The sequence below is a fragment of the Sphingobium sp. JAI105 genome (assembly GCF_015752145.1).
Taxonomy (GTDB): domain Bacteria; phylum Pseudomonadota; class Alphaproteobacteria; order Sphingomonadales; family Sphingomonadaceae; genus Sphingobium; species Sphingobium xenophagum.
This window is the reverse complement of sequence record NZ_JADOUC010000001.1, coordinates 2,532,701-2,557,359: the sequence shown is the minus strand read 5'-3', so window position 1 is coordinate 2,557,359 and position 24,659 is coordinate 2,532,701. Positions and strand designations below refer to the sequence as shown.

The following is a 24,659-nucleotide window of genomic DNA, read 5'->3' as shown; positions in this document are numbered from 1 at the left end:
CCAATTCCAACCACTCCGAGCCCGGCCCAGCGCCGGGCTCTTTTCGTTTCAGGAGCCCGACATGCCCGATTTTCTCACCCGCTTCTCCTGCCTACTCGACGTCGGTTCGCTCGCCAATGTCGCGCGGGCCTTCGAGATCTACACCGCGCTGATGGCCGAGAATGGTCGCGAAGACCCGCCGGCCGAGCCGTTCCTGCTCTCGCTGACGCCCGGGTACGGCACGACGCGTCTCTGGCTTTGCGACCCCGGCACCGCCGATCCGCAGTTACTGATCACATTCGTCACGCGCTGCGCGGAGACATTCGCGCTCACCGGCACCTGGGGGTTTCAGTGGGCCGGCATTGCCTCGGACCCTGTCGTCGACGGTTTCTCTGGCGGCGCCCATCTGCTCGATCTCTCCACCGGCCGCACGATCAAGTGGATCAGCACCGGCCGGTGGCTAGCAGTGGCAGGTGTGCGATGATTCCCGACCATGCGCGCGCCCGGCCTCACGGTCGGGCGCTTTTTTAATGTCAGCGTACGAGAGGGAGAGGACGGCCGGGACGGGTCGAGTCCGGGCGGTCGAGAGAGAGCGCCGCCGGGCTTGTCCCTTTCGCTCTCCCGAGGTTCCTCCCATGAACATTCAATCTCCCGTGGCCCCTCCGGCCGCGCCGGTCACCCGTGCGGCCCCGATCCTCGCGGTGGCTCAACAGCTTCTCGATCATCTCGAACGCGGCCAACGCATCGACGCCGCGATCCTTCGTGCAGCGATGGATACAGCCTTCGGCGCATCCGACACCAGCGGCGCCTGGGACTGGAAGGCGGCCTATGAGGCCTGCGAGGTCGCGACAATCTTTTTTCTGCGCAAATACGGAAAGGCGCTTTTCCGTAAGGCCGCATCTCCCGCTACACGTCTTTCCGCTCTTGCGAAAATCGCCACGCTCCTGCCGACGCATACCCGGCGCTCGGAAGAATCGCAGGCGCTCCAGCAATTCTCGACGCCGGCGCCGCTCGGCCTCGCCGCTGTCGCAGCTGCAGCCATTGGCGCAGGCGACATCGTGCTGGAGCCATCGGCTGGCACGGGCCTGCTCGCCGTCCTGGCCGAGATATCCGGCGGAGCGCTCCTCCTCAATGAGCTCGCCGAGACCCGTGCCGATCTGCTCGCTGCACTGTTTCCGGCCATTGCCGTCACGCGCTTCGACGCCGCCCATATCGACGATCATCTGGCGCCAGGGGCCGTCCCCTCCGTCGTGCTGATGAACCCGCCATTCTCGGCCATGGCAAACGTCTCCGGCCGTGTGGCCGACGCCGCCTATCGCCATGTCGCTTCAGCACTGGCCCGGCTTGCCGATGGCGGGCGGCTGGTGGCGATCACGGGAGCCAACTTCAGCCCCGACCATCCGGCTTGGGCCGCGGCCTTCGTCAGGCTTCAGGAGCGTGGCCGCATCGTCTTCACCGCAGCCGTGGACGGCTCGGTCTATGCCAAGCACGGCACGACCATCGACACGCGGCTGACGGTCATCGACAAGCTGCCGGCCGAGGATCGTTCGGCATTTCCCCCTTCGCCCGGCATCGCGCCCGACGTCGACACGCTGCTCGGCTGGATAGAGACGAAGGTTCCGCCGCGTCCGACTGCCAACCTCCCGCCAGTGGCAACCTCGGCGCCCCCCGCGACGTCCCGCACCGTTCGCGGATACCGCGCCCGTACCACTGCCGCGCCCGCCACGCCCGCGTCCATCGAGCCCGAAGGCGTCGAACTCGCCTATGAAGCCGTGGACTGGACACCCGCCGAAGACGGCCGGATCACCGACGCGATCTATGAAGAATATGGATTGCAGGCGATCCGCATTCCCGGGGCGCAGGCCCATCCGACTAAGCTTGTGCAATCCGTCGCCATGGCCTCGGTCGCGCCGCCCAGGCCGAGCTACCGGCCCCGGCTGCCAGCCAAGATCGTCTCGGATGGCCTTCTCTCTGAAGCCCAGCTCGAAACCATCATCTACGCCGGCGAGGCGCACTCCGACTTCCTCGCCGGGTCGTGGACGCTCGATGAGACCTTCGACGTCGTCTCGGCCGCACCCGAAGATGCGCCGAACGCCGTGCGGTTCCGCCGGGGCTTCATGCTTGGCGACGGCACCGGTGCGGGCAAGGGTCGCCAGTCGGCCGGCATCATCCTCGACAACTGGATGCGGGGGCGCCGCAAGGCGGTGTGGATCTCCAAATCCGACAAACTGCTGGAGGATGCGCAACGCGACTGGTCGGCGCTCGGCATGGAGCGGCTGCTGGTCACGCCGCTGTCGCGTTTCCCGCAGGGCAAGGACATCACGCTCTCGGAAGCCGTCCTATTCACCACCTATGCCACGCTACGGTCCGACGACCGCGGCGAGAAGCTTTCCCGCGTCAAGCAGATCGTCGAATGGTTGGGCTCCGACTTCGATGGAGTGATCATCTTCGACGAGAGCCACGCCATGCAGAATGCCGCCGGCGGCAAGGGCGAACGCGGCGACGTCGCCGCCTCGCAACAGGGCCGCGCGGGCCTGCGCCTCCAGCACGCGCTGCCGAATGCGCGCGTCGTCTATGTCTCGGCGACCGGCGCGACCACCGTCCACAATCTCGCCTACGCCCAGCGCCTCGGTCTCTGGGGCGGCGAGGACTTTCCGTTCTCCACCCGCGCCGAATTCGTCGAAGCGATCGAGGACGGCGGCGTGGCCGCGATGGAAGTGCTGGCCCGCGACCTGCGCTCACTCGGCCTCTACACGGCGCGGTCGCTTTCCTATGACGGCGTCGAATACGAACTGGTCGAGCACCAGCTAACTCCTGAGCAGACCGGCATTTACGATGTCTGTGCCGGAGCCTTCGCCGTCATCCATAACAATCTCGACGCCGCAATGCAGGCCGCCAACATCACCGGCGGCCCTGATGGCAGTGGGGGCACGTTGAACCGCCAGGCCAAATCCGCGGCCCGCTCAGCCTTCGAATCCGCCAAGCAGCGCTTTTTCGGCCATCTGCTGACGTCGATGAAGACGCCGACGCTTATCCGCTCGATCGAGCAGGACCTGGCGGACGGCCATGCCGCCGTGATCCAGATCGTCTCGACCGGCGAGGCATTGATGGAACGCCGGCTCGCGGAGATCGCGACGGAAGAATGGAACGACGTCCGGGTGGACATCACCCCGCGCGAGTACGTTCTGGATTATCTCGCCCATTCCTTCCCGGTGCAGCTCTATGAGCCCTTCACCGACAGCGAGGGCAACCTGTCGTCGCGACCGGTGTTTCGCGACGGCCAGCCGGTCGAGAGCCGCGACGCCGTTGCCCGTCGTGACCGTTTGATCGAGAGGCTCGCTTCGCTGCCGCCGGTCCCCGGCGCGCTCGATCAGATCGTCCAGCGTTTCGGCACCGACATCGTGGCGGAGGTGACGGGACGGTCGCGCCGCATCGTCCGTAAGACCAGCCCCGGTGGCGTTGACCGTCTCACTGTTGAGAACCGCGCCGGATTGGCCAATCTCGCCGAGACCCAAGCGTTCATGGACGATCAGAAACGCATCCTGATCTTCTCCGACGCCGGCGGCACCGGGCGCAGCTACCACGCCGACCTGTCGGCGCGGAACCAGCGGCTGCGCGTCCACTATCTGCTGGAGCCGGGCTGGAAGGCCGACGCCGCCATACAGGGCCTGGGCCGCACCAACCGGACCAACCAGGCGCAGCCGCCGCTGTTCCGGCCGATCTCAACCGACGTGAAAGCGGAGAAGCGCTTCCTCTCGACCATCGCACGCCGACTCGACACGTTAGGCGCGATCACGCGCGGCCAGCGCCAGACCGGCGGTCAGGGCTTGTTCCGGCCCGAGGACAATCTGGAATCGCACTATGCCCGCGACGCGCTGCGCCAGCTCTATCTTCTTCTGGTCCGCGGCAAGGTGGAAGGCTGCTCCCTCCAGATGTTCGAGGACGCCACCGGCCTCAAGCTGATGGACGACACCGGCATCAAGGACGCGTTGCCACCAATCACCACCTTCCTCAACCGCTTGCTGGCGCTCACCATCGAACTGCAGTGCGTGCTGTTCACCGCCTTCGAGCAATTGCTGAACGCCAAGATCGAAGGCGCCATCGCTTCCGGCAGCTACGACGTCGGGCTGGAGACGCTGCAGGCCGAGAGCTTCATCGTCACCGACCGCCGAACGATCCACGTCCATCCTGGCACGGGGGCCGAGGCTCGGCTGCTGACCATCACCCAGCGCCAGCGAAACCGTCCCGTGACGCTGGCCGAGGCGCTCGACCATCTCGATGATCCGGGAGCGAAGCTGCTGGTCAACGAGCGTTCGGGCCGCGCCGCCGTACAGGTCCCGACCACCAGCATCATGCTCGACGATGGCGAGATCGAACGGCGTGTCCGGCTGATCCGGCCGATGGAAGCGCATAACATCCCCATCAAGATGATGGATGAGACCCATTGGGTGCAGGCGGAGCGGATCGCCTTCATTGCGGCATGGGATGCCGAGGCGGCCGAGGTGCCGGAGTATGCCGATAGCACCATCCATGTCGTCAGCGGGCTCTTGCTGCCGATCTGGAAGCGGCTGCCGAACGAGTCGACGCGGGTGTATCGGCTTCAGACCGATGACGGCGAGCGCATCGTCGGCCGCCGCGTCTCCCCGGCTTGGGTGGCTGGCGCGCTCGCGACCGGCACGTCAACCCTGACGCCCGACCACGCCTTCATGGCGCTGATGGACGGCAAGACCATCCTCGATCTGACCGAGGGTCTTCAGCTTCGCCGCGTCCGGGTCATGGGCGCCAACCGCATCGAGCTGTCGGGCTTCACCGACGCCATGCGCGATCGCCTGCGGGCCTATGGCCTGTTTCACGAGATCATCTCGTGGAAGCTGCGGATGTTCGTGCCGACCGATACGACCGGCGCCGCTATCCTGGCCAAGGTGCTGGAGCGCTATCCCGTCGAGCGCGTCAGTGAGCGGGAGGCGGCGTGATGGCACGGCAGGACGCCTCCGAACTGGCAATCCGTCTCGGCCGGCAGGCCGAGGCGGTATGCCGCCACTACCTCTCTGCCGGTCATCGGGAGGGCCGCTATTGGCTGGTCGGCGATGTGCGCAACACGCCCGGCCGCTCAATGTTCGTGCGGCTAAAGGGCGGTGAGATCGGCAAGGGCGCGGCCGGAAAATGGACCGACGCCGCGACCGGCGAGCATGGCGATCTTCTCGACGTCATCCGCGAGAGCTGCGGCCTGGTCGATTTCAAGGACGTGGCCGATGAGGCGCGCACCTTCCTGTCGATGCCGCATCCCGAACCGGACCGTCCGCATGGTGGCGAACGCAAGTCACCGGCGCCATCAGGATCACCGGAAGCGGCACGACGGCTCTTTGCGATGGCGCAGCCGATTTCCGGCACACTCGTAAAGACGTATCTGCGGACACGCGGCATTACGGATTTGCACGGAACCGGAAGCCTGCGCTTCCACCCCCGCTGTTATTACCGGCCCGAGGAATATTCCCCGACCGAGACCTGGCCAGCAATGATCGCATCGGTCACCGATCTCGCCGGGCGTCAGACCGGCGCGCATCGCACCTGGCTCGCACCTGACGGCTCGGACAAGGCTCCGATCGACACGCCGAGACGGGCGATGGGAGACCTCCTCGGGCATGCTGTTCGCTTCGGTGTGGCGGGCGAAGTGATGGCGGCGGGCGAAGGTATCGAGACGATGCTATCGCTCAGGATGGCATTGCCCAACATGCCGATGGCGGCGGCGCTCTCGGCAGCACATCTCTCGGCCATCCTGTTCCCCGACACGCTGCGCCGGCTCTACATCGCCCGCGACAATGATCCGGCAGGCGACGGTGCAATGGCGACGTTGATCGAACGGGCGAACGCAGCCGGGATCGAGGCGGTCGTGGTGTCTCCGAGCCTGGGCGACTTCAACGAGGATCTCCGCCTGGCAGGCCTGGACAGCCTCCGGGCAGCGGCACGGGTGCAGATCGCGCCCCAGGACGTCGCACGCTTCATGGCACTGGTGGCATAGGCCGACAGGAGAATGCAGGCGGCGGGAGCGGCGTCGCCGGCATCGCTCGGATGATCCCCAGGTCGGACAGAACCGCGCCCCGGCCTTCGAGAGGGCGATCGGCCAGCAAACGGCCCGGACCCGCAATGCCTGCGGCGGATTATTTTCCGGCGCGGCCGAGAGCCGCTTTCCATCGCGAGGCAAAATAGCCCGCCTTCGTCATCCTCCGCTGCGCTCCGGCCCTCCGCTTCGCTGCGGATGCAGGTCCGGCCCGCCCGCCGGCTTTCGTCGCCATGAAGGCCGCGAGGGTCGCGGTCGAACCGACGGAGCATCCCAATGAGCGAGCACGACGACTACTACGAACCGCACCACGCCTCTTCCCCCACCGACCATGTCCTGAGCGAACTCCAGCTTTACGGCTACCGTCCCTTCACGGATGAACCCGACCCCCGACCGCTTCCGGAGGGCGACCACGTCGCCGGCGCCATCGCCGACATCTTCGACGCGCTGATCGCCACCCTGGAAGACACCCGCCTAGAGCCCGACCTCGACGATCTCCTCTGGTCGACCGTCAACCTTTTCCACCGGGCTACCGACCGGATCGAGCGCGAGCTGGACGACAATGAACAGGCGCAGCGCCGCGGCCAGCGCGAACAGGACGGCAGCGAAGTGAAGGCCGTCGAGCTGGAGCGCCTGACGGCCGAGGGCCAGACCATGATCGAACGCCGCAACGCTTTCGAGCTGATGCGCGACCAGGCCGCCGAGCATTATGAGCGCCACACCGGATCGAACTGGCGACCGCGCAGCGGATCGATGGTCAACCACCGCAACCTCACCTCGGCGATGATCGACAGCCGGGACTTCCTCGCCGCCAGGAAGCGAGCCGACAACGAGGTGCTGCTACCCGCCGGTCCGAAGATCGCCTTCACCGGCGGGCTCGACTTCAACGATCACCACCTAATCTGGGCCAAGCTCGATCAGGTCCACGCCAAACACCCCGACATGGTGCTATTGCACGGCAAGTCCCCCAAGGGCGCCGAGAAGATCGCGGCCAAATGGGCCGACGCCCGCAAGGTGCCGCAGGTCGGCTTCGCCCCCGACTGGACGAAACATGCCAAGGCCGCACCGTTCAAGCGCAACGATCAGATGCTCGACGTCCTGCCGATCGGGGTCATCGTCTTCCCCGGCACGGGCATCCAGGACAATCTCGCCGACAAGGCGAAGAAGCTCGGCATCCCAGTCTGGAAGTTCGCAATGGGCGGCGCTTGAGCGCCGCTACTGCTAAATCTCGCAAAGGCGGTTATTGTCTTCTCAGCAAAGTATTCGAGGAACGGACTGGCATGCTCACAATTACTCATCCAGAAATATTCCCCGAACTTGTGAGCTTTCCTGGAGGCCTCTGGCCCCTGCGTTTATCCGAGGAAGAGGCTACAAGACTGATCATCAAGTGCCCAAAAGAGTACATGCTGGCAGCAAAGGTAAAGCGTGAATTTCGCTTCTATCTAGTACCGCTCACAGCAGACGGCTCATCCTCTTATGGGCTCGTAACGGCCTTCTTCGACGACCACGACGAGCCGTTGACATTCTGGTCTCCGCTGTTCGACGACCAGATGACCATCGACATCAGACAGCTGCTTTCGTCCGATCACTTTAAGATCCATTTTCTCGACGAGCATAATCGTGAACTGCTGGGCTATTCCGCGAAGAATGATGACGCCCCCCGCTTTCGGGCATTCGCTGAAACCATGAACTTCTTGCCGTTCTCATTTCATCTAGCGAGGGACTTTCTTGATCAGATGCCTGATTGGTTCGGCCGTAGGACAACGTTGGACGACGAGCAGTCATTTGCGATCCATCTCCAAGAGCCTCTATTTCCGGAAGATCTCTATATCTCGGACGTCCGACCCGAAGTAAACTCGTATCATGGCAAGAAAACCAACATGCACACGGTCCTAGAGCGTGATGATGCCGGTCACTTCAGTGAACTCGACATCGTTCATGCTCTACATCGGACATTCGCGAGCGACCAGATCTATCTAAATCCGATCAGGCCCGACGACGGGAAGGAGTTTGTAGATGTCCTTGTCATCACAGCTTCTGCCATCCTGCTCATTCAAGCGAAGGACAGCCCGAACACGGAGCGTGCATTGCAAAGATCTATTGAACGTAAAAAATCCACCGTTGTCTCCCATCTTACGAAGGCGACGGCTCAATTGCGCGGCTCTATTTCATATGCGCAACAGAACCACTCTCTTACGTTTCTCACGAATGGCATTGTTCACAAAATCGATGTTGGACGCCGCGATATTATTGGTCTGATTGTGGTCAAAGAACTCTTCATGAATGAATTTTCGGTTTATACACCACCAGTTATGGGAATATTCGACGATACCGGCATTCCATGCTTCGTTCTGGACTACCCAGAACTTCACAACTATACGCTTCATCTCCGAACAGAGGACGCGTTCATTGGGGCGCTTGAGCAGGTATTCAAGGTCGCTCGCGAACGCGGTGAATTCCCGCGACTTCGATTCGGTCTGACACCCTCCTCCTGAGAACGCGTCGCCATCAACCGCTCTCTATGCGCTGATCCTTGGTCCAGCCACTGGCCTGGCGCCATCAACCCGTAAAGGGTCGGACTACGCAAAGCGTGCCGCCGCTTCAGCTTCGCCTGCGCGGTGATTGCGGCCATTGGCCGGACACATCGGGCGCCTGTCGCGCGGGAGATGGTCTCCCGCCTCCAAGACAGGAGCCGGTCAAATGTCCCTCAATCAAGCTCACGCGTTCGCCTTCAGCCTCGCTACCACCCTCATGGTTTCAATCGTCATCTTCCAGGCCGGCGACGGCACCATGGGCGTCATGCCCGCCGGCGAATATGACGGCGAAGCCGCAGCCATTGTTCATGAGGTCGATCCCTTCGCCCGCTGATCGCGGGCAAGGCGGCACGGCCGCAAGCGGGAATCCTGCGGGATTTCCGCTCCCGTCCCGCCTTCTCTTCGGCTATACTGGCAACGCGCCGTGGTGGTGGTGGAGGCGCAACCGTCAGACCTTTATCTCGCGGAGAACACCACCATGATCTTCATCAGTATCCTCGCCAGCATCGCCGCGATCGGCGGCCTGTGCTGGCTGTTGTTCACCCTGGCTGTCTTCGCGTTGCCGTTCTTCGCGGGCGCTAGCGCCGGGACATGGGCCTATCAGACTGGCGCCGGCTGGCTCGGTGCAATCATCGTCGGCTTTGGCGCCGCCGCACTGACGCTCGGGCTCGGGCAGTTCCTGCTCGCCTTTATCCGTCCGCTCTGGATGCGTCTTGCGATCGCACTCGCCTTCGTCGCGCCCGCGGCGCTCGCCGGCTACCACGCGACGCACGGCATCGTGAAACACACCATGCCCTCCGACACCTGGCAGATCATCTTCTCCGTCATCGGCGCGGTCGCGGTCGGCATCACCGCCTTCGTGCGGATCGCGGGGATGGCGGCGGCCACGGGTCCGTCCGGCCGGGACCTTGCGCGGACCTGACAGGTGTTATCGCCATTGCGAAGGCCAGACGTGCGGTGGGCGACGACCGCCCACGCCGCCTGAGGCCGATGATGGAAGCGCGGGGTGCGGAACGACGCCAGGTCCCGGCAAACGGCCTTCGTTACAGCGCTAGAGTGGCAGGACCTTGTTTCCGCGACAGACCGAAGAACCGGCGCGGCGATCTCCCAGTTGTTGGTGGAGGGTCAGGATGCAGCGCCGATGTTCTGGCCGGTAGGAAACGAAGCCGATGAGCATCGCCGCGACGCCGGTCTGCCGGTGCGGGATGGCCACCATTTCCTCCGTTCTCTGACCGTGCCTCGACCGCTCCAAACGGCCTCTTCAATGGCCTGATCTGGCCGAACGCCGGCTGACGCCTCGATCGCCTATGACGCAACAGCCGCGTCAAACTTTCTTCCCCTGCCGGCTGCGCCGTCATTCCTCGCGAGACAAGAAAGCCCTCCTTGGCTGTCAGGCCCCTTCGGGGTGCGCCGTCGATCACCTCCGGCCTGCCGATCGCCATCGAGGCCGCAATGGTGCGGGCTCGGGAACGGAAAACGGAGATTTGCAATGGCGACCATCGGCACCTTCAAGAAGACCGGCTCGAACGAGTTCACCGGCGAAATCGTCACCCTCAGCGTCCAGGCCAAGAACGTGCGCATCGTCCCCGACCAGCGCGCCACCGGCGAGAACGCCCCCAGCCACCGGGTTCTGGTCAGCCGCGCCGAGATCGGTGCCGCCTGGTCCAAGCGCTCCAACGAGGGCCGCGACTATCTGGGCCTCAAGCTCGACGATCCGAGCTTCAACGCCCCAATCTACGCCAATCTCTTCGACGACGAGGACGGCGACACCTTCTCCCTCATCTGGTCCCGCCCCAACGGGCGCCGGGGCGACTGAGGCCCCGCGCGAGGCCCCGGCCGAGAGCCCGGGGCCTTCGCCGCACCAACGACCCAAGCAGCCCCATGAGGATCAAGGGACGACCTCGCGACGCGTTCGTCGCTGGCCTTGCTCGCGGAGCCATTCTGCAAACTCCTCGGCATGATCGGCCGCATGATGCGGTCTTCGACCCGGCCGATTCCCCGCAACGACGGCCGCGCGATCTTCTTCCCCGCCGACTGCTTCGGCTCCTCGCGAAGCAACAAGACCTTTGCCCACCGCCCTCCGCGTTGTTTCGGCCCGATGGGTGCGGGGCAACCGTCACGGGACTCCTTATCGCCACAAGGCCGCGATGGTCGCGGGGGCTTGAGCAAGGCGACACGACTATCATGACGCAGATCGGCACGTTCGCCCGCAGCGGCGATGGCAGCTACCTAGGCGCCGTCAAGACCCTGCCGTTCAACGTCTAGGGCCGCCTCGTTCCAAGCGATGATCGCACCGGCAGCGAGATGGCGCCCAACCTCAGGGTGGTCGTCGCAGGACCCTGAACCGGTGCCGCATGTCGCCGCACTCAAAGGACGACCGGGTCTATCACTCGGTCAAGCTCGACGAACCCTCGATCACAGCACCCATCTACGCAAACCTGTTCGAGGGCGACGGTAGCGAAGACGCGCTGATCTGGTCACGGTGACCCTGCGCCCGCGGCGCGGCGCCACACGGCAAGACGCCGCAGCACCGCCGTCGCCTATATCAGATGACGAGTGCGACGGCTCCGGCCAGAAGCGCGCCATAGGTTGCTAGCATGCCGGTGGCGCGCGCCGGCGTCAGCCCGCTTAACATCCCCGTCGCATGGAGGAGACGTCCAGCGACAAGCAATCCAGCAATGGTCCACACCAGCCCCGTTGCCGCCTGTCGGTATTCCGCGAGCGCCAGCAGAATGAGGCCAAGTGGCACATATTCGATAAAATTACCCTGCGCCCTGATACGCCGCAGCAACGCCAGATCGTCGCCCATACCGATCTCGGTTCCCACCTTCATCCGGCGTAAACTGACCGGCAGGCTCAAGGCAATGAGCGACACCGCCGCCAAAGTCGCAACCATGGAAGTGATCGGAAGCATCTTGTTTCTCTCCCCCTATACCGAACGGCTTCGGCCGGAGTATACAAGCTGACTTGTAGTTTGCAAGTTAGGATCATCTGCTCATGCCCAGCTTTCGCTCCGGCTGTCCCATCGCCTCGGCGCTTGATCTCATCGGCGACAAATGGACCTTGGTCATTCTGCGCTCGATGGTGATGGGAGCAAGCAGCTACTCCGATTTCCTATCCGCACCGGAGCGGATCTCCACCAACATCCTCGCTGAACGGCTGCGCAGGATGGAAGCAGCGGGTCTCGTCGAGCAGCGTGCTACTCGACGGGGCGCCAGTCGTGGCGTCTACGCACTCTCCCGCAAGGGGGCAGCGCTTCTGCCTACGATCCAGGAACTCGCGCGTTGGGGAGAGCAGCACATCCCCGACCGCTGGCACGCGCCGGAAGAATTCTACGCTGCCCGTCCTGAGCAGCTTGCCCGATAACTGGTCCGGCTCCGCCATGTCGATGTCATACGGAGCAAAAGCTCCGACATTGGCGGATTGCCGCAACTCCCAGCACTCGACTCCGCTGAATTGCGCGCCACGCATAATCGACCGTAGGCGGTGCTCCGCATCCGTTCGAGATCTGCGCCGCCTGGTCTAAGCGCTCCAACGAGGGCCGCGACTATCTGGGTCTCAAGCTGCATGACCCGAGCTTCAACGCCCCGATCTACGCCAACCTCTTCGACGACGAGGAGGGCGACACCTTCTCGCTCATCTGGTCCCGCCCTAACGGCCGGCGCAGCGACTAAGGCCCGCGCGAGGCCCCGGCCGAGAGGCCGGGGCCTTCGTCGCACGGACGACCGAATCAGTTCGCGGCCCATAGGGCCTAGGGTCGACCTCTCGACGCCGTTATCGCTGGCCTTTGCCCTCAAGAACGACTATCATAGTCGTAGTACTGGCGTACGCGTAGGTCCAAATGGGAGGTGATCATGCATGATCACCGCCCGACAATCGCGGGCCGCACGCGCGTTGCTGGGTTGGACACAGGAGACGCTCGCTGACCGAGCCCGGGTTTCTTTGACAGCGCTCAAGCGCCTCGAGTCCGAAGCCGGCCTCGAGGTCTACGAGAGCACGCGCGATGAGGTCCGGCGAGCGTTCGAGCGCAGCGGCATCGTCTTCCTGAACTCCGACCAAGGTGTGGGAGTGATGCTGGTCAATGGACAGAGAGACGCCTGACTCATTGGCGGGCCATCGCTCCCTAGGACCATGCGGCATGCGGTCTAGCGGTCGCCGTCGTTCTCAAAACAGCGTTAACAATCCCCTTCAAAACGGATACATCTATGGATGGGGGATACTGTGACCAAAGAAGACTTTCTGGATCAGCCGCCAGACGGCGCAGCGCTTACCGCCTATGACCAGGCGCACCTAACGCTTTACCTCAGACTCCTCGACGCTGACGCCGACGGCGCGGATTGGAAGGAGGTCGTCGAAGCGCTGTTCGGCATCAGCGCCAAGCGCGATCCCGAGCGCGCGGCGCGTGTCCACACCGCACATCTTTCTCGCGCCAAGTGGATGACACGAAGCGGTTGCGGCGAGCTGCTCGGACCCCGCCTCCACTGACGTGATGCAGAAACTGCATCACGTCGATCCGACTTCGTTCTTCCCCGACATTGCTCAACTTGGGATCATCAACCCTTCACAACTCGCGTTGCGTAACATTTGCGCGGAGGTGGCGGAGGATGTCCGAGGAAGAGAGTTGGCGGTCCGAGACTGCCTACGACTATATTGACCAGCTCACGCCAGGCGAGCTTGCCTGGGAATTCCTGCGACGGAACCCGGATTACCAAGCGGCATATCTCGGACTCGCCGCCTCCGGGCGATTGACAGAAGAGACTACGCAAGCCTTCGCCAACCAATGGGGGCTGTGTTTTCGCCGCTGACCCGGGCATCTCTGCACTCGCGCAGCCCATCTTCTGGACCCCGCAAACGGATCCGGGGGCGATCGTCCTCCGGAGCGGCCCCGTCGCGCCCGAAGGGTCTCGTCTCAGCCTTGACGAAATACGCGCTCGCGCGTTCATCGAGCGCGACGACGCGCTTTTTCGCCTCGACCTCGACGGCGAGCGCTTCGACGTCAGCCTTTCGGGCGCGAGACAAGGCAACGCTCTCTCCGCGGTAATCTATCTCGACGAAATGACACCCGACCGCCTGACCGCCTTGGGCCGGTTCTGGTCGGCCGCCAGCGGCCGTGGAGCGCCTCCGGATCCTCGTATGACGTCGCAGCGACGACATCGGGCGCGGCAGATGCTGCGCGTCGTCGACGGCCGAGCGACGGGCGCCGCCTACCGTGCCATCGCACTCTTTATCTTCCCGCGACATGAGAATGATCCGGCGTCCTGGGTCGGTAGCGCCATCCGCGAAACCACCATTCGTCTTGCCCGCGACGGCTTGAAGCTCGTTCGCGGCGGATATCGGTCGTTGCTGCGACGTCCGAGACGCGGACGCTGACACCTGCCGAGGTGTCGAATTTAGCATCCTTACTTCGACATCGTCCGAGGCGCCGGCTTTGCGCCACCGTGCTCGCAACCCGCCGCTAATCCGCAGCGGCCACCCGCGAGATCACGGAGGTGCGATCATGGCCGAAAGAGCCGCCAATTTGCCGCCACGCTACCTGAGAACGCAGGAGGCGGCGCGCTTCCTCGGCCTGTCCGAGCGCACCCTCGAAAAGCACCGGACCTACGGGACCGGCCCGATCTACCGCAAGCTCGGCGGCCGCGTGGTCTATTCCGTCGATGACCTTCAGGCTTGGGCGGATCGCGGTCTCGTCACCTCGACCTCCGATCCGCGCGGCGGCACAGTGCTGCCGGCCAAACGCCAGATCGCCTCGACCGCCACCGCCGGCGGCCGCTTCCCGCGCTGAGGTGGCCGGCCGTGTCGTCCCGCCACACCCATCAAGATGAGCGCGCTCAACTCGATCTGTTCCGGGCGCTGCCCGGCGATCTCGCGCCGCGCGATGCGCAGGATCTCATGGCCTACCCGTTCTTCTCGCTCGCCAAGTCGAAGCGCCTGGCGCCGATCGACTTCAAGGCGGGCTCGGTGAAGATCCGCGTCGAAGCCGTTCCCGAGCATGGCATGGCTACGATCTGGGACGCGGACGTCCTCATCTGGGCCGCCTCGCAGATCGTCGAAGCGCGCGATGTCGGCTTGCGCCCATCGCGCCTGATGGCGACCACCCCCTATGAGATCCTGAACTTCATCGGACGCGGCGTGTCGCTGCGCGACTACGACCGCCTCAAGGCCGCGCTCGATCGGCTGCAATCGACCACGGTCGCGACCTCGATCCGCCAGCCGACCGAGCGGCGGATGCACCGCTTCTCCTGGATCAATGAATGGAAGGAGCGCGCCGACCATCGGGGCCGTCCGCTCGGTCTCGAGCTGATCCTGCCCGATTGGTTCTATGGCGCCGTCCTCGACGACGCGCTCGTGCTGACGATCGACCGCAACTACTTCGATCTCACCGGCGGGCTGGAGCGCTGGCTCTACCGCCTGGTGCGAAAGCACGGCGGCAAACAGGAGTTCGGCTGGAGCTTTGACTTCCCGCACCTGCACGCCAAGTCGGGCAGCCTCTCGCCACTCAAGCACTTCGCCTACGACCTGCGCGACATCGTCCGCCGCCAGCCGCTGCCCGGCTACCGCCTGGCCATCGAGCAAGGCGTCGGCGGTCCGGAAATCCTGTCCTTCGTACCCACCGATCCCGACGCGCTCGGCATCCCGCGCCGCCGTCGCCGCTCGTCAACTCGCCCTGGGGATAAGCTGTGAATAGTCTCGTGCTATCAGGGACCGGCACTGTCGTGCCATCGGGGACCGGACTCTCGTGCTATCGGGGACCGGAATCGCCGATTCCCGGCGTTGAATCAGCAGCTTGCGGGCCCTCTAACTTATCTAACTTAGATTCCTTCGGAATCTTTCTAACGGAAGTGCGCTTTTCCACGCCTGCGGATAACCCTCCGCTGGCCGACAGGAGCGCGCCATGATCGTCGCGCTCCTCAACCAGAAGGGCGGCGTGGGCAAGACGACGCTGGCGCTGCATCTCGCCGGCGAATGGGCGCGCGCTGGTAAGCGCGTCACGCTGATCGATGCCGATCCCCAGGGCTCATCGCTCGACTGGTCGCAGCAACGCAGCCGGGAGGGATTGCAGCGGCTCTTCGGTGTCGTCGGCCTGGCTCGCGACACGTTGCATCGCGAGGCGCCGGAGCTGGCGCGTGACGCCGACCATGTCGTCATCGATGGGCCGCCACGCGTCGCCAGTCTCATGCGCTCGGCGTTGCTCGCCGCCGATCTCGTGCTGATCCCGGTGCAGCCGTCGCCGCTCGACGGCTGGGCCTCGGCCGAGATGCTGGCGCTGCTCGGCGAAGCGCGCATATACCGCCCCGAGCTTGCCGCTCGCTTCGTGCTGAACCGCTGCGCGGCACGCACGGTGCTCGCCCGCGAAACCGCCGAGACGCTCGCCGATCACGACCCGCCATTGCTGGTGACGACCATCGGTCAGCGCATCGTCTTCGCCGATGTCGTGCAGACCGGACGGATCGCCGCCGAGCAGGACGAAAATTGCCCGGGCGCGCGCGAGATCGCCGCGCTCGCGGCCGAGGTGACGAGGATCGGCGCATGAACGAACGGTCCCCCAAGCGCGGCTTCGCATCCCGGCCCGGTGATCCGGAGAGCTGGATCAAGACGCCTGATCGCCAGACCCAGAGCGCTCTGCCCGCCGATGACTTCTCAGCCAGGCTGACCATCGATGTCACCGCCGACATGCGTGGCCGGATCAAGATCGCGGCCTTCCAGCGCGGTCAGACGGTCGCCGACATGCTGCGCGCGCTGTTCGAGCGCGAATTTCCCCCAGCCCAAGGAGACGCCCAATGACCGGCTTCGCCGCCGCATCCGCGCCCGCCTGCCGCGCGCTTCATACGCCGCCGGAAGATCTCACCCAGGTCGAACTCGTCTGGATCGAGAAGCAGGTCGAACACTGGATCCGTTTCGGCCGCGAGGTCCGCGAACAGGTCCTCGACCGCCGGCGTCGCATCCTCTTCTTCCCTCCCGGCGCGGCCTTCGCGCTGGTGCGCTGGGCCGCGAACGAGCACGGAACGGTGCTCTCCCGGCTCGACATCCTGCGCGCCGTCGGCTCCGGCGAACCCTGCCAGACGATCGCGACCGTGACGCCCGGCGGCGACATCCTGCTGCGCGTCGATGGCTGGCCAAAGGTGGAGCGCATGCTCCAGCTCATCGATGCGATCGAGGCGATCGGCATCGATCCGGCCGAGGTCGCGCCTGATCACTGGCGGCACGTCCATAACCGCTTTGCCGCCGGCGAGACGCCACGCGCCTACACGATGCAGCGCCATCGCGCCTTCCTCTTGGCGCGGAGGATCGGCGCATGACCCGGCTCGGCTACGCCATCACCACGACAGCCGCCGTGTCGTTGCTAGGCGCCCTGTCGCTCGTGTCCTTCGGGCCGAAGCTGATCTGGAACGCGTCGGCCAGCACGCCGATCGGCCTCTATGCAATCGAGCCCGACCCGTCCCCGAAAGTCGCCGATCTGGTCGCCGTGCGCGTGCCCGAGCCGCTCGCGAGCTTCCTCGCTGAGGGCAGTTATCTGCCGCGCGGCGTGCCGCTGATGAAGCGCGTCGTGGCGCTCCCTGGCCAGCGGGTTTGCAGGACCGGCCTCGCGATCACCGTCGACGCCGTGCCGATGGGCGAGGCGCTCGATCGCGATCGTCGCGGCAATCGGCTGCCCGTCTGGCAGGGCTGCCGTGTCGTCGCGGACGGCGAGCTGTTCCTGATGAACCGGGAAGTCCGCGACAGTCTCGACGGACGTTACTTCGGCCCGCTTCCCGCCTCCGCCGTGATCGGTCGGGCCATCCCTCTCTACACCGACGAGGACGGCGATGACCGCTTCGTCTGGCGCGCGCCGACGCGGTGACGGCGTGCCCAATCCCAACCTCACCGCACATCCACGGAGGCAATCATGTCCCTGATAGGTCAATTCACTCGCGACGATGGCGGCTTCATCGGCCACTTGGAAACACTCCTGCTGCATCAGGACATCATCATCATTCCGGCCGAACCGTCCGATGCCGAGAACGCGCCCGACTTCCGCGTCCATGTTCTCGACAGCATGAACAATGAAACCGGCGCGGAGATCGGTGCGGGCTGGAAGCGCACCGGCGAGAAGGCCGGAGATTACGTCGCGCTGCAGTTCGACGATCCATGCTTTCCGCAGCCGATCCGCGCCAACCTGTTCCAGTCGGCCGACGACAAGTCTGCCTGGGGTCTGCACTGGAGTCGCCCGCCCAAGCGCGGCGAGCGGGATTGAGCTATGCCGGCTCGCCGCCATCGCGCTGTCGTCGGACGGTTTCCCACCGTCCGACGCACAGCCTTCCTTCTCCTTTCCGGCCTGCTTAGCGGCCTGTCGTCGACCGTCCCGGCCGCCGCACAAGACGCATCGGTGGAGCGCGCATCACCTAGCGATCCCTATGCCGGTCATATCGCCGACGCAGCGCGCCGGTTCGGCATTCCGGAGGCGTGGATTCGGGCCGTCATGCGCGTCGAAAGCCGCGGTGATGTGCGCGCGATCTCACCCAAGGGCGCGATGGGGCTGATGCAGATCATGCCAGCGACGTGGGGCGATTTGCGCGCTCGACATGGTCTCGGCGGCAATCCCTACGACCCACGCGACAACATCATGGCAGGCGCTGCGTATCTGCGCGAGATGCACGATCGCTACGGTTCGCCCGGCTTTCTGGCGGCCTATAATGCCGGTCCCGGGCGTTACGAGGAATATCGCGCCACCGGCCGCCCATTGCCGGCCGAAACGCGCGCCTATGTCGCCGCTCTCGCATCGATTATCAGCGGCGGCGATCCGACTGCCCCCGGCACGGTGGCGACCGCCGATCCGCTCGCCTGGACCCGTGCGCCGCTCTTCATCGTGCAGGTCGATAGCAACACGGGTGCAGATCGGCGACAAAACGACGGTGCTCCGGCTGCACCATCCGCGCAGGAGTCCGCGCGCGATCCGGTCCTGCCTGCACCGCTATCGGGCGGCCTATTCGTGGCGCGAACCGATACTGCGGGGCCGCGATGAGTGACTTCGCACTCCCTGCGGCATTGTCGGGTTCGGGCGTGGATTTGGCGTCAGAGGCGGGAAGAGCAGGCAGCACAACCGAACGATGGCGAGATAAAAGCGCGCGATGTGCGGCTTGGTGCGGTCGTGTGTTTTCAGGGGCTTATGGCGCATCGGCGCGAGGTGCGCCTGATCGGCGCAGCCTGCGCATCCTCCATTTCGCCAAGGTTTACCGCGCGTTTGCGCGATGTGCGGAGCCTCGGCCATGAACGGCGAGGACGATTTCCGTATCCGGCCGGGCCGCATCCGATCCACGCGCGCACAACAGGCGCGCCCCTTCATCGCCCAGGCGCTCGCCGCCGCCCAGCGCGCCGGTGGCAGGGTCTCGCGCTCCGGCCAGATCAGCTCGGGCAACCGCTCGCGGTTCGGCCGCGGCCAGCGCGCGACGGTGCAGGCCAATCGTCTGCTCACCAGCCGATCGCGCAACACGGTGATCAAGACACGCGTCGTCCGGCACACCGCTCGGGCCGCGCCGCTCTCCGCCCACCTCAGCTATCTCCGACGCGAGGGCGTCACCCGGGATGGGGAGAAGGCCAGGCTGTTTGGACCGGAGTCCGAGGACGCCAACCCCAAGGCCTTCGCCGAGCGGACCCAGGACGACAGACATCACTTCCGCTTCATCGTCTCGCCGGAGGACGCGACCGAGATGTCCGACCTCAAGACCTATGCCCGCGACCTGATGGGACAGATGGAGAAGGATCTCGGCTCCAAGCTCGACTGGGTCGGCGTCGATCACTGGAACACCGACAATCCCCATGTCCACATCATCCTGCGCGGGCGCACCGATGACGGCCAGGACCTCGTCATTTCGCGCGACTATATCAAGGAAGGCATGCGCGCCCGTGCGCAGGATCTCGTCACCCAGGAGCTGGGGCCGCGCACCGACCAAGAGATTCGCCGAAATCTGGAACGGCAGGTCCAGGCGGAACACTGGACCAATCTCGATCGCCAGATCGCCCGCGACAGCTACCGTACCGGCGTCGTCGATCTCGCCCCGCAGCCAGATCGCCAGCCGGACGAATTCCACGCGATGAAGGTCGGCCGGCTGCGCAAGCTGGAGACGCTCGGCCTCGCAGATCAGGTCGGCCCCGGCCAATGGGTCGTGTCAGAGAATGCCGAGGCGACGTTGCGCGAGCTGGGCGAGCGCGGCGACATCATCAAACGCATTCATCGCGGCCTCACCGAACGTGGCATTGAGCGCAGCGCCGCGAGCTATGTTCTCGCCGGCGAAAGCCTTGACGATCCTGTCGTCGGCCGGCTGGTCGATCGCGGTCTCGACGATGAGATGAAGGGCACGGCCTATGCCGTGGTCGACGGTACGGACGGTCGCACTCACCACATCAAGTTGCCCGACCTTGATGCCGCCGGCGACAGCGCGCCGGGCTCGATCGTGGAGCTGCGCAAATTCGACGACGCGCAGGGACGACGTCTCGTCGCGCTCGCTGTCCGCTCCGATCTCGACATCTCCGCCCAGGTCAACGCGACCGGTGCGACCTGGCTCGACCGGCAGGCGATCGCCCGCGATCCCGTCGCGCTCGGCGGCAGCGGCTTCGGCGCGGAGGTTCGCCAGGCGATGGACCGGCGCGCCGACCATCTCGTTGGCCAAGGCCTCGCCGAGCGGCAGTCCCGCGGTGTCAGCTTCTCGCCAGCGTTTTGCGCTCGCCTCCGGCCGCTTCGCCATGATCGACGATGGTCTCGGGTTCCAGCTCGTGCCCTGGTCACCATCCCTCGAACGCCAGCTCGGCCAGCACGTCTCCGGCGTCTCGCGGGGCGCCGGCGGAGTCGACTGGAGTTTCGGTCGAAATCGCGGCCTCGGCATGTAGTCGCAATAAAGAAAGGAGTGCCCGCCATGTCGGCGACCAAAATCCTTTGGGGCCAGATCCTCACCGTCTTCCTGATCGTGCTGATGACAACCTGGGCGGCGACGCAGTGGACGGCCTACCGTCTTGGCTTCCAGCCACAGCTTGGACTTCCATGGTTCGAACTGGCCGGCTGGCCGATCTACTATCCGCCCGCCTTTTTCTGGTGGTGGTATTTCTATGATGCCTATGCTCCGCCGATCTTTGTCGAGGGCGCCTATATCGCCGCTTCCGGCGGCTTCATCGCCATCGCGGTTGCGATCGGCATGTCGGTTTGGCGGGCCCGCGAAGCGAAGAACGCGGAGACCTTCGGTTCCGCCCGTTGGGCCGATGGGGGCGAAGTGCGCGCCGCCGGGCTGGTGGGAGCGGATGGCGTCGTGCTGGGGAAATTCGATCACGACTATCTCCGCCATAACGGTCCCGAGCATGTCCTGTGCTTCGCACCGACAAGGTCCGGCAAGGGCGTCGGCTTGGTCGTGCCGTCACTGCTGACCTGGCCGGGGTCCGCCATCGTCCATGACATCAAGGGCGAGAACTGGACGCTCACGGCAGGTTATCGCGCACATCATGGCCGCGTCCTGCTGTTCGATCCCACCAACACGAAGTCGGCAGCCTACAATCCGTTGCTCGAGGTGCGCCGCGGCGAGTGGGAGGTCCGTGACGTTCAGAACATCGCCGACATCCTCGTCGACCCAGAGGGCTCACTGGAGAAGCGGAACCACTGGGAGAAGACCAGTCATGCGCTGCTGGTCGGCGCGATCCTGCACGTCCTCTACGCCGAGGCCGACAAGACCCTGGCCGGCGTTGCCGCCTTCCTCTCCGATCCGAAGCGGCCGATCGAGTCGACGCTGGCCGCCATGATGAAGACCGCTCACCTGGGCGAGGCCGGCCCGCATCCGGTGATCGCCAGTGCGGCGCGCGAGCTGCTGAACAAATCCGACAACGAGCGGTCGGGCGTGCTGTCGACGGCGATGTCGTTCCTCGGCCTCTATCGCGACCCTGTCGTTGCTGAGGTCACGCGCCGCTGCGACTGGCGCATCGTCGATATCGTCGGCAGCAAGCATCCGACCACGCTCTACCTCGTCGTGCCGCCGTCGGACATCAACCGGACCAAGCCGCTGATCCGCCTGATCCTCAATCAGATCGGGCGGCGCCTGACCGAGGATCTGCAAGCCAAAGGAACCCGGCACCGCCTGCTGCTCATGCTCGACGAGTTTCCGGCGCTCGGCCGTCTCGACTTCTTCGAGAGCGCACTGGCGTTCATGGCGGGCTATGGCCTCAAGGCCTTCCTGATCGCCCAGTCGCTGAACCAGATCGAGAAGGCGTATGGACCGAACAACTCGATCTTGGACAACTGCCATGTCCGCGTCAGCTTCGCGACCAATGACGAGCGGACCGCCAAGCGCGTCTCCGACGCGCTTGGCACCGCGACCGAAATGCGCGCCATGAAGAACTATGCCGGTCATCGCCTGTCGCCCTGGCTCGGCCACATGATGGTCTCACGCTCGGAGACAGCCCGGCAACTGATGACACCGGGCGAGATCATGCAGCTACCGCCGTCGGACGAGATCGTCATGGTGGCGGGCACCCCGCCGATCCGCGCGAAGAAGGCGCGATACTATGAGGACCGCCGGTTTCAGGAGCGCATCATGTCGCCGCCGAACCTGATGAAGCCGGCAACGGCCCGACCGGACGACTGGAGCACGCTGCCCCTTCCGGCGACGCCAGCGGTCGCGATGGCCACTAGCGGCGTCGGATCGGAGGACGAGGATACGACCGACTCCGAGCGCCGGCATCAACCCGAACTCAGCCGCGCTAAGCCAGTCGAGCGTAAGGCGCCCATTGACAACGAGTTCGAGATCGAGCCGCGTGACGACGTCGATGAGGATGCTGCACGCCTGTCGCGCATGAACCAGACCATGCGCCAAGTCGCGCGCCAGGCGTCGCTCGATCCCGGCGACGGCATCGAGCTTTAGGAGGCACAATGACGAAGCCTCGCAAGAAGCAGCGACTGTCGGTGTACCTCGAACCGGACGTCATGAAGGCGCTTGCCGCTCATGCCGCTCGACGCGATCAATCTCTCTCGCTGATCGCTGAGGCCGGCATCGCCTCCTTCCTGTCGCCTGACGCCGCCGAACGGCAGGAGGCTGCCACCACCAAACGGCTCGACCAGCTCGACCGGCGAATGGCGCGCATGGAGCGTGACCTTGGAATCGCCGTCGAGACGCTGGCCGTGTTCGTCCGGTTCTGGGTGACCACGACGCCAGCACTGCCCGAGCCCGCCGCTCAGGCGGCACGCGCCAAGGCCGGCGAGCGTTACGAGGCGTTCGTTACAGCGCTCGGTCGCCGACTCGCTCAAGGGCCGAAGCTTAGACAGGAGATCTCAGACGACATCGCGCCCGCGCGCGACGCGAATTAATCACGGGGAAGCTGGAAGCAAGTATTCCTGCGTTCCGCCGTTTCCCTGTCTTTGTACGCCACAGTACGACGGCCACGTCATGGTTGTTGTCAGACCATAATTTCTGCCTCTTCTACTCATTCCCGATCCAGGGCCGCATGTCGCGGACCCGCAAGAGAACGGGGACGACGTGGCGGCCACTCACCGAAAATCGGAGGCGATCCTTCGCGGCGCACGCATGCTGCGCACGGCCCTCGGGCCGGCAATCGCCCGATTTCTGGAAGACCCCGCGATCGTCGAGGTGATGCTCAACCCCGATGGGCGGCTCTGGGTCGACCGGCTTTCCGAAGGGCTCGCCGACACGGGTGAGCTGCTGTCGCCTTCAGACGGCGAGCGGATCATCCGCCTGGTCGCTCACCATGTCGGTGCCGAGGTTCACCCCGGCGCCCCACGTGTCTCGGCCGAGTTGCCCGAGACGGGGGAGCGGTTCGAGGGGCTGTTGCCGCCAGTGGTGTCCGCGCCGGCCTTTGCGATCCGCAAGCCCGCCGTCGCCGTGTTCACGCTCGACGATTACGTCGCCGCGGGGATCATGGCCGCAGCTCAGGCCGAGACACTGCGCCAGGCGGTCGCTGATCGTCGCAACATCCTCGTCGCCGGCGGCACCTCAACCGGCAAGACCACGCTCACCAACGCGCTGCTCGCCGAGGTGTCGAAAACCTCTGAGCGCGTCGTCCTCATCGAGGACACTCGCGAGCTGCAATGCGCAGCGCCGAACCTCGTCGCGATGCGGACAAAAGACGGCGTCGCCTCGCTCTCCGATCTTGTCCGCTCCTCGCTGCGCCTGCGCCCCGACCGCATCCCGATCGGCGAGGTTCGCGGCGCCGAGGCCCTCGATCTCTTGAAGGCCTGGGGCACCGGCCACCCCGGCGGCATCGGCACCATCCACGCCGGCACCGCCCTCGGCGCCCTGCGCCGGATGGAGCAACTGATCCAGGAAGCCGTCGTCACCGTTCCGCGCGCGCTCATCGCCGAAACGATCGATCTGGTCGCCGTCCTGTCCGGCCGCGGCGCCTTGCGCCGCCTCGCCGAACTCGCCCGCATCGAGGGGCTCCGCCCCGACGGCGACTACCGCGTCACCCCCGCAACCCAGCCCCTCACAGGAGACCCGTCATGATCCAGCATGCTTTGCGCATCCGCCGCCACATCGCCACGGCGGTGTCCGTCACCTTCATCACGTTGACGCTCGCGCCCGCCGCCCACGCCTCCGGCTCGTCGATGCCGTGGGAAGCGCCGCTGCAATCCATCCTCGAATCGATCGAAGGGCCGGTGGCCAAGATCATCGCCGTGATGATCATCATCATCACCGGCCTGACTCTCGCCTTCGGCGACACCTCGGGCGGCGCACGGCGCCTGATCCAGATCGTCTTCGGCCTGTCGATCGCCTTCGCCGCGTCCAGCTTCTTCCTGTCGTTCTTCTCGTTCGGCGGCGGAGCGCTGGTCTGATGGCGACGTCGGCCGAGACGGCGAGCGAAGTGCCGGGCTTTTCGGTCCCCGTCCATCGCGCGCTGACCGAGCACATCCTGCTCGGCGGTGCGCCGCGCTCGCTCGCCATCCTGAACGGGACGCTGGCGGCGGCGCTCGGGCTCGGCCTTCGCCTCTGGCTGGTCGGCCTTGGCCTCTGGGCCTTGGGGCACTTCGCAGCCGTCTGGGCTGCCAAGCGCGATCCGCAGTTCGTCGACGTCGTGCGCAAGCATCTGCGAATCCCCGGCCACCTGTCGGTTTGAGGAGCGAC

Annotated in this window: 29 protein-coding genes and 2 pseudogenes; 29 read left to right on the top strand and 2 right to left on the bottom strand. The window is 65.3% G+C overall.

What is annotated here, in order from left to right; all coding sequences use genetic code 11:
- The first annotated feature begins 61 nt into the window (after positions 1–61).
- The 7 genes from IWY39_RS12275 (at position 62) to IWY39_RS12245 (ending at position 9,493) form a co-directional block, all read left to right on the top strand.
- The gene (locus IWY39_RS12275; RefSeq protein WP_107123459.1) at positions 62–463 is read left to right on the top strand and encodes a hypothetical protein; all 402 of its coding nucleotides are present in this window, start codon (positions 62–64) and stop codon (positions 461–463) included.
- Between the two features lie 151 nt (positions 464–614).
- On the top strand, positions 615–4,952 hold the full coding sequence (locus IWY39_RS12270) for a strawberry notch family protein (RefSeq protein ID WP_196871551.1): 4,338 nt from the start codon (positions 615–617) through the stop codon (positions 4,950–4,952).
- On the top strand, positions 4,952–5,998 hold the full coding sequence (locus IWY39_RS12265) for a DUF7146 domain-containing protein (RefSeq protein ID WP_107123461.1): 1,047 nt from the start codon (positions 4,952–4,954) through the stop codon (positions 5,996–5,998). Before IWY39_RS12270 ends, IWY39_RS12265 begins: the two co-directional genes overlap by 1 nt.
- A gap of 315 nt (positions 5,999–6,313) precedes the next feature.
- Positions 6,314–7,246, top strand: a complete 933-nt coding sequence (locus IWY39_RS12260; protein ID WP_107123462.1) for a DUF2493 domain-containing protein — start codon at positions 6,314–6,316, stop codon at positions 7,244–7,246.
- Positions 7,243–8,532, top strand: a complete 1,290-nt coding sequence (locus tag IWY39_RS12255; protein ID WP_145169715.1) for a hypothetical protein — start codon at positions 7,243–7,245, stop codon at positions 8,530–8,532. The genes IWY39_RS12260 and IWY39_RS12255 overlap by 4 nt, the downstream gene beginning before the upstream one ends.
- 205 nt (positions 8,533–8,737) lie before the next feature.
- Entirely contained in the window at positions 8,738–8,905 is a 168-nt protein-coding gene (locus IWY39_RS12250) for a hypothetical protein (protein ID WP_180900490.1), read from the top strand.
- A 90-nt stretch (positions 8,906–8,995) separates the two neighbouring features.
- The gene (locus tag IWY39_RS12245; RefSeq protein ID WP_443019984.1) at positions 8,996–9,493 is read left to right on the top strand and encodes a hypothetical protein; all 498 of its coding nucleotides are present in this window, start codon (positions 8,996–8,998) and stop codon (positions 9,491–9,493) included.
- 129 nt (positions 9,494–9,622) lie between these two features.
- Here the strand turns inward: IWY39_RS12245 and IWY39_RS12240 are convergent, their stop codons facing one another.
- Positions 9,623–9,787 carry a hypothetical protein gene (locus tag IWY39_RS12240; RefSeq protein ID WP_181316567.1) on the bottom strand — a complete coding sequence of 55 codons (165 nt, stop codon included), beginning with the start codon at positions 9,785–9,787 and terminating at the stop codon, positions 9,623–9,625.
- A 273-nt stretch (positions 9,788–10,060) separates the two neighbouring features.
- Here IWY39_RS12240 and IWY39_RS12235 point away from each other — a divergent pair, with 273 nt between their 5' ends.
- Positions 10,061–10,387 (top strand): DUF736 domain-containing protein, encoded by a 327-nt coding sequence (locus tag IWY39_RS12235; RefSeq protein ID WP_107123464.1) that lies wholly within the window; start codon positions 10,061–10,063, stop codon positions 10,385–10,387.
- Positions 10,388–10,925: 538 nt separating this feature from the next.
- On the top strand, positions 10,926–11,057 hold the full coding sequence (locus tag IWY39_RS12230) for a DUF736 family protein (protein WP_107123465.1): 132 nt from the start codon (positions 10,926–10,928) through the stop codon (positions 11,055–11,057).
- Between the two features lie 59 nt (positions 11,058–11,116).
- Here IWY39_RS12230 and IWY39_RS12225 read toward each other — a convergent pair whose 3' ends face one another.
- Complete coding sequence (locus tag IWY39_RS12225; protein WP_107123466.1) at positions 11,117–11,485, bottom strand: MAPEG family protein; 369 nt, start codon at positions 11,483–11,485, stop codon at positions 11,117–11,119.
- A gap of 83 nt (positions 11,486–11,568) precedes the next feature.
- Here IWY39_RS12225 and IWY39_RS12220 point away from each other — a divergent pair, with 83 nt between their 5' ends.
- From IWY39_RS12220 to IWY39_RS12130, 20 genes and pseudogenes are all read left to right on the top strand, one after another.
- Positions 11,569–11,937, top strand: a complete 369-nt coding sequence (locus tag IWY39_RS12220) for a winged helix-turn-helix transcriptional regulator (protein WP_107123467.1) — start codon at positions 11,569–11,571, stop codon at positions 11,935–11,937.
- 137 nt (positions 11,938–12,074) lie between these two features.
- A pseudogene (locus tag IWY39_RS12215) lies at positions 12,075–12,245 on the top strand (DUF736 domain-containing protein); the annotation flags it as partial.
- Positions 12,246–12,429: 184 nt separating this feature from the next.
- A complete protein-coding gene (locus IWY39_RS12210) occupies positions 12,430–12,672 on the top strand; it encodes a helix-turn-helix domain-containing protein (protein ID WP_107123468.1) in 243 nt (80 codons plus the stop codon).
- Positions 12,673–12,792: 120 nt separating this feature from the next.
- Positions 12,793–13,056: a DUF2285 domain-containing protein gene (locus tag IWY39_RS12205; RefSeq protein WP_261377709.1), complete on the top strand. Its 264-nt coding sequence runs from the start codon at positions 12,793–12,795 to the stop codon at positions 13,054–13,056.
- A gap of 119 nt (positions 13,057–13,175) precedes the next feature.
- Complete coding sequence (locus IWY39_RS24040; RefSeq protein WP_219905863.1) at positions 13,176–13,376, top strand: transcriptional regulator domain-containing protein; 201 nt, start codon at positions 13,176–13,178, stop codon at positions 13,374–13,376.
- 250 nt (positions 13,377–13,626) lie between these two features.
- Positions 13,627–13,941 (top strand): DUF2285 domain-containing protein, encoded by a 315-nt coding sequence (locus IWY39_RS24035; protein ID WP_229380557.1) that lies wholly within the window; start codon positions 13,627–13,629, stop codon positions 13,939–13,941.
- Positions 13,942–14,068: 127 nt separating this feature from the next.
- Positions 14,069–14,353, top strand: a complete 285-nt coding sequence (locus IWY39_RS12195) for a helix-turn-helix transcriptional regulator (RefSeq protein ID WP_107123471.1) — start codon at positions 14,069–14,071, stop codon at positions 14,351–14,353.
- 11 nt (positions 14,354–14,364) lie between these two features.
- Positions 14,365–15,252, top strand: coding sequence for a replication initiator protein A (locus IWY39_RS12190; RefSeq protein ID WP_107123472.1), 888 nt, complete (start codon positions 14,365–14,367; stop codon positions 15,250–15,252).
- 211 nt (positions 15,253–15,463) lie between these two features.
- Positions 15,464–16,102: a ParA family partition ATPase gene (gene parA / locus IWY39_RS12185; protein WP_107123473.1), complete on the top strand. Its 639-nt coding sequence runs from the start codon at positions 15,464–15,466 to the stop codon at positions 16,100–16,102.
- The gene (locus tag IWY39_RS12180; protein ID WP_107123474.1) at positions 16,099–16,353 is read left to right on the top strand and encodes a hypothetical protein; all 255 of its coding nucleotides are present in this window, start codon (positions 16,099–16,101) and stop codon (positions 16,351–16,353) included. Before parA ends, IWY39_RS12180 begins: the two co-directional genes overlap by 4 nt.
- Positions 16,350–16,868 (top strand): DUF2840 domain-containing protein, encoded by a 519-nt coding sequence (locus IWY39_RS12175; RefSeq protein WP_107123475.1) that lies wholly within the window; start codon positions 16,350–16,352, stop codon positions 16,866–16,868. The genes IWY39_RS12180 and IWY39_RS12175 overlap by 4 nt, the downstream gene beginning before the upstream one ends.
- Positions 16,865–17,410 (top strand): S26 family signal peptidase, encoded by a 546-nt coding sequence (locus tag IWY39_RS12170; RefSeq protein ID WP_107123476.1) that lies wholly within the window; start codon positions 16,865–16,867, stop codon positions 17,408–17,410. The genes IWY39_RS12175 and IWY39_RS12170 overlap by 4 nt, the downstream gene beginning before the upstream one ends.
- 45 nt (positions 17,411–17,455) lie before the next feature.
- Complete coding sequence (locus IWY39_RS12165; RefSeq protein ID WP_107123477.1) at positions 17,456–17,803, top strand: DUF736 domain-containing protein; 348 nt, start codon at positions 17,456–17,458, stop codon at positions 17,801–17,803.
- Positions 17,804–17,806: 3 nt separating this feature from the next.
- The gene (locus IWY39_RS12160) at positions 17,807–18,571 is read left to right on the top strand and encodes a lytic transglycosylase domain-containing protein (protein WP_107123478.1); all 765 of its coding nucleotides are present in this window, start codon (positions 17,807–17,809) and stop codon (positions 18,569–18,571) included.
- A 226-nt stretch (positions 18,572–18,797) separates the two neighbouring features.
- Positions 18,798–20,433: pseudogene (locus IWY39_RS12155) on the top strand (relaxase/mobilization nuclease domain-containing protein).
- A 26-nt stretch (positions 20,434–20,459) separates the two neighbouring features.
- Positions 20,460–22,445: a conjugal transfer protein TraG gene (locus tag IWY39_RS12150; RefSeq protein WP_107123480.1), complete on the top strand. Its 1,986-nt coding sequence runs from the start codon at positions 20,460–20,462 to the stop codon at positions 22,443–22,445.
- An 8-nt stretch (positions 22,446–22,453) separates the two neighbouring features.
- On the top strand, positions 22,454–22,888 hold the full coding sequence (locus tag IWY39_RS12145; protein WP_107123481.1) for a CopG family transcriptional regulator: 435 nt from the start codon (positions 22,454–22,456) through the stop codon (positions 22,886–22,888).
- 217 nt (positions 22,889–23,105) lie between these two features.
- Positions 23,106–24,041, top strand: coding sequence for a P-type conjugative transfer ATPase TrbB (gene trbB / locus IWY39_RS12140; protein ID WP_231377521.1), 936 nt, complete (start codon positions 23,106–23,108; stop codon positions 24,039–24,041).
- Complete coding sequence (locus IWY39_RS12135) at positions 24,038–24,370, top strand: TrbC/VirB2 family protein (RefSeq protein ID WP_107123483.1); 333 nt, start codon at positions 24,038–24,040, stop codon at positions 24,368–24,370. The genes trbB and IWY39_RS12135 overlap by 4 nt, the downstream gene beginning before the upstream one ends.
- Positions 24,370–24,651, top strand: a complete 282-nt coding sequence (locus tag IWY39_RS12130) for a VirB3 family type IV secretion system protein (RefSeq protein WP_107123484.1) — start codon at positions 24,370–24,372, stop codon at positions 24,649–24,651. Before IWY39_RS12135 ends, IWY39_RS12130 begins: the two co-directional genes overlap by 1 nt.
- Positions 24,652–24,659: the final 8 nt, after the last annotated feature.

Excerpts from the sequence above, each read along its gene's own strand:
- IWY39_RS12275 (WP_107123459.1), top strand. The coding sequence starts at position 62 with ATGCCCGATTTTCTCACCCGCTTCTCCTGCCTACTCGACGTCGGTTCG.
- IWY39_RS12270 (WP_196871551.1), top strand. The coding sequence starts at position 615 with ATGAACATTCAATCTCCCGTGGCCCCTCCGGCCGCGCCGGTCACCCGT.
- IWY39_RS12265 (WP_107123461.1), top strand. The coding sequence starts at position 4,952 with ATGGCACGGCAGGACGCCTCCGAACTGGCAATCCGTCTCGGCCGGCAG.
- IWY39_RS12260 (WP_107123462.1), top strand. The coding sequence starts at position 6,314 with ATGAGCGAGCACGACGACTACTACGAACCGCACCACGCCTCTTCCCCC.
- IWY39_RS12250 (WP_180900490.1), top strand. The coding sequence starts at position 8,738 with ATGTCCCTCAATCAAGCTCACGCGTTCGCCTTCAGCCTCGCTACCACC.
- IWY39_RS12240 (WP_181316567.1), bottom strand. The coding sequence starts at position 9,787 with ATGGTGGCCATCCCGCACCGGCAGACCGGCGTCGCGGCGATGCTCATC.
- IWY39_RS12235 (WP_107123464.1), top strand. The coding sequence starts at position 10,061 with ATGGCGACCATCGGCACCTTCAAGAAGACCGGCTCGAACGAGTTCACC.
- IWY39_RS12230 (WP_107123465.1), top strand. The coding sequence starts at position 10,926 with ATGTCGCCGCACTCAAAGGACGACCGGGTCTATCACTCGGTCAAGCTC.
- IWY39_RS12225 (WP_107123466.1), bottom strand. The coding sequence starts at position 11,485 with ATGCTTCCGATCACTTCCATGGTTGCGACTTTGGCGGCGGTGTCGCTC.
- IWY39_RS12220 (WP_107123467.1), top strand. The coding sequence starts at position 11,569 with ATGCCCAGCTTTCGCTCCGGCTGTCCCATCGCCTCGGCGCTTGATCTC.
- IWY39_RS12210 (WP_107123468.1), top strand. The coding sequence starts at position 12,430 with ATGATCACCGCCCGACAATCGCGGGCCGCACGCGCGTTGCTGGGTTGG.
- IWY39_RS24040 (WP_219905863.1), top strand. The coding sequence starts at position 13,176 with ATGTCCGAGGAAGAGAGTTGGCGGTCCGAGACTGCCTACGACTATATT.
- IWY39_RS24035 (WP_229380557.1), top strand. The coding sequence starts at position 13,627 with ATGACACCCGACCGCCTGACCGCCTTGGGCCGGTTCTGGTCGGCCGCC.
- IWY39_RS12195 (WP_107123471.1), top strand. The coding sequence starts at position 14,069 with ATGGCCGAAAGAGCCGCCAATTTGCCGCCACGCTACCTGAGAACGCAG.
- parA (WP_107123473.1), top strand. The coding sequence starts at position 15,464 with ATGATCGTCGCGCTCCTCAACCAGAAGGGCGGCGTGGGCAAGACGACG.
- IWY39_RS12180 (WP_107123474.1), top strand. The coding sequence starts at position 16,099 with ATGAACGAACGGTCCCCCAAGCGCGGCTTCGCATCCCGGCCCGGTGAT.
- IWY39_RS12175 (WP_107123475.1), top strand. The coding sequence starts at position 16,350 with ATGACCGGCTTCGCCGCCGCATCCGCGCCCGCCTGCCGCGCGCTTCAT.
- IWY39_RS12170 (WP_107123476.1), top strand. The coding sequence starts at position 16,865 with ATGACCCGGCTCGGCTACGCCATCACCACGACAGCCGCCGTGTCGTTG.
- IWY39_RS12165 (WP_107123477.1), top strand. The coding sequence starts at position 17,456 with ATGTCCCTGATAGGTCAATTCACTCGCGACGATGGCGGCTTCATCGGC.
- IWY39_RS12160 (WP_107123478.1), top strand. The coding sequence starts at position 17,807 with ATGCCGGCTCGCCGCCATCGCGCTGTCGTCGGACGGTTTCCCACCGTC.
- IWY39_RS12150 (WP_107123480.1), top strand. The coding sequence starts at position 20,460 with ATGTCGGCGACCAAAATCCTTTGGGGCCAGATCCTCACCGTCTTCCTG.
- IWY39_RS12145 (WP_107123481.1), top strand. The coding sequence starts at position 22,454 with ATGACGAAGCCTCGCAAGAAGCAGCGACTGTCGGTGTACCTCGAACCG.
- trbB (WP_231377521.1), top strand. The coding sequence starts at position 23,106 with ATGCTGCGCACGGCCCTCGGGCCGGCAATCGCCCGATTTCTGGAAGAC.
- IWY39_RS12135 (WP_107123483.1), top strand. The coding sequence starts at position 24,038 with ATGATCCAGCATGCTTTGCGCATCCGCCGCCACATCGCCACGGCGGTG.
- IWY39_RS12130 (WP_107123484.1), top strand. The coding sequence starts at position 24,370 with ATGGCGACGTCGGCCGAGACGGCGAGCGAAGTGCCGGGCTTTTCGGTC.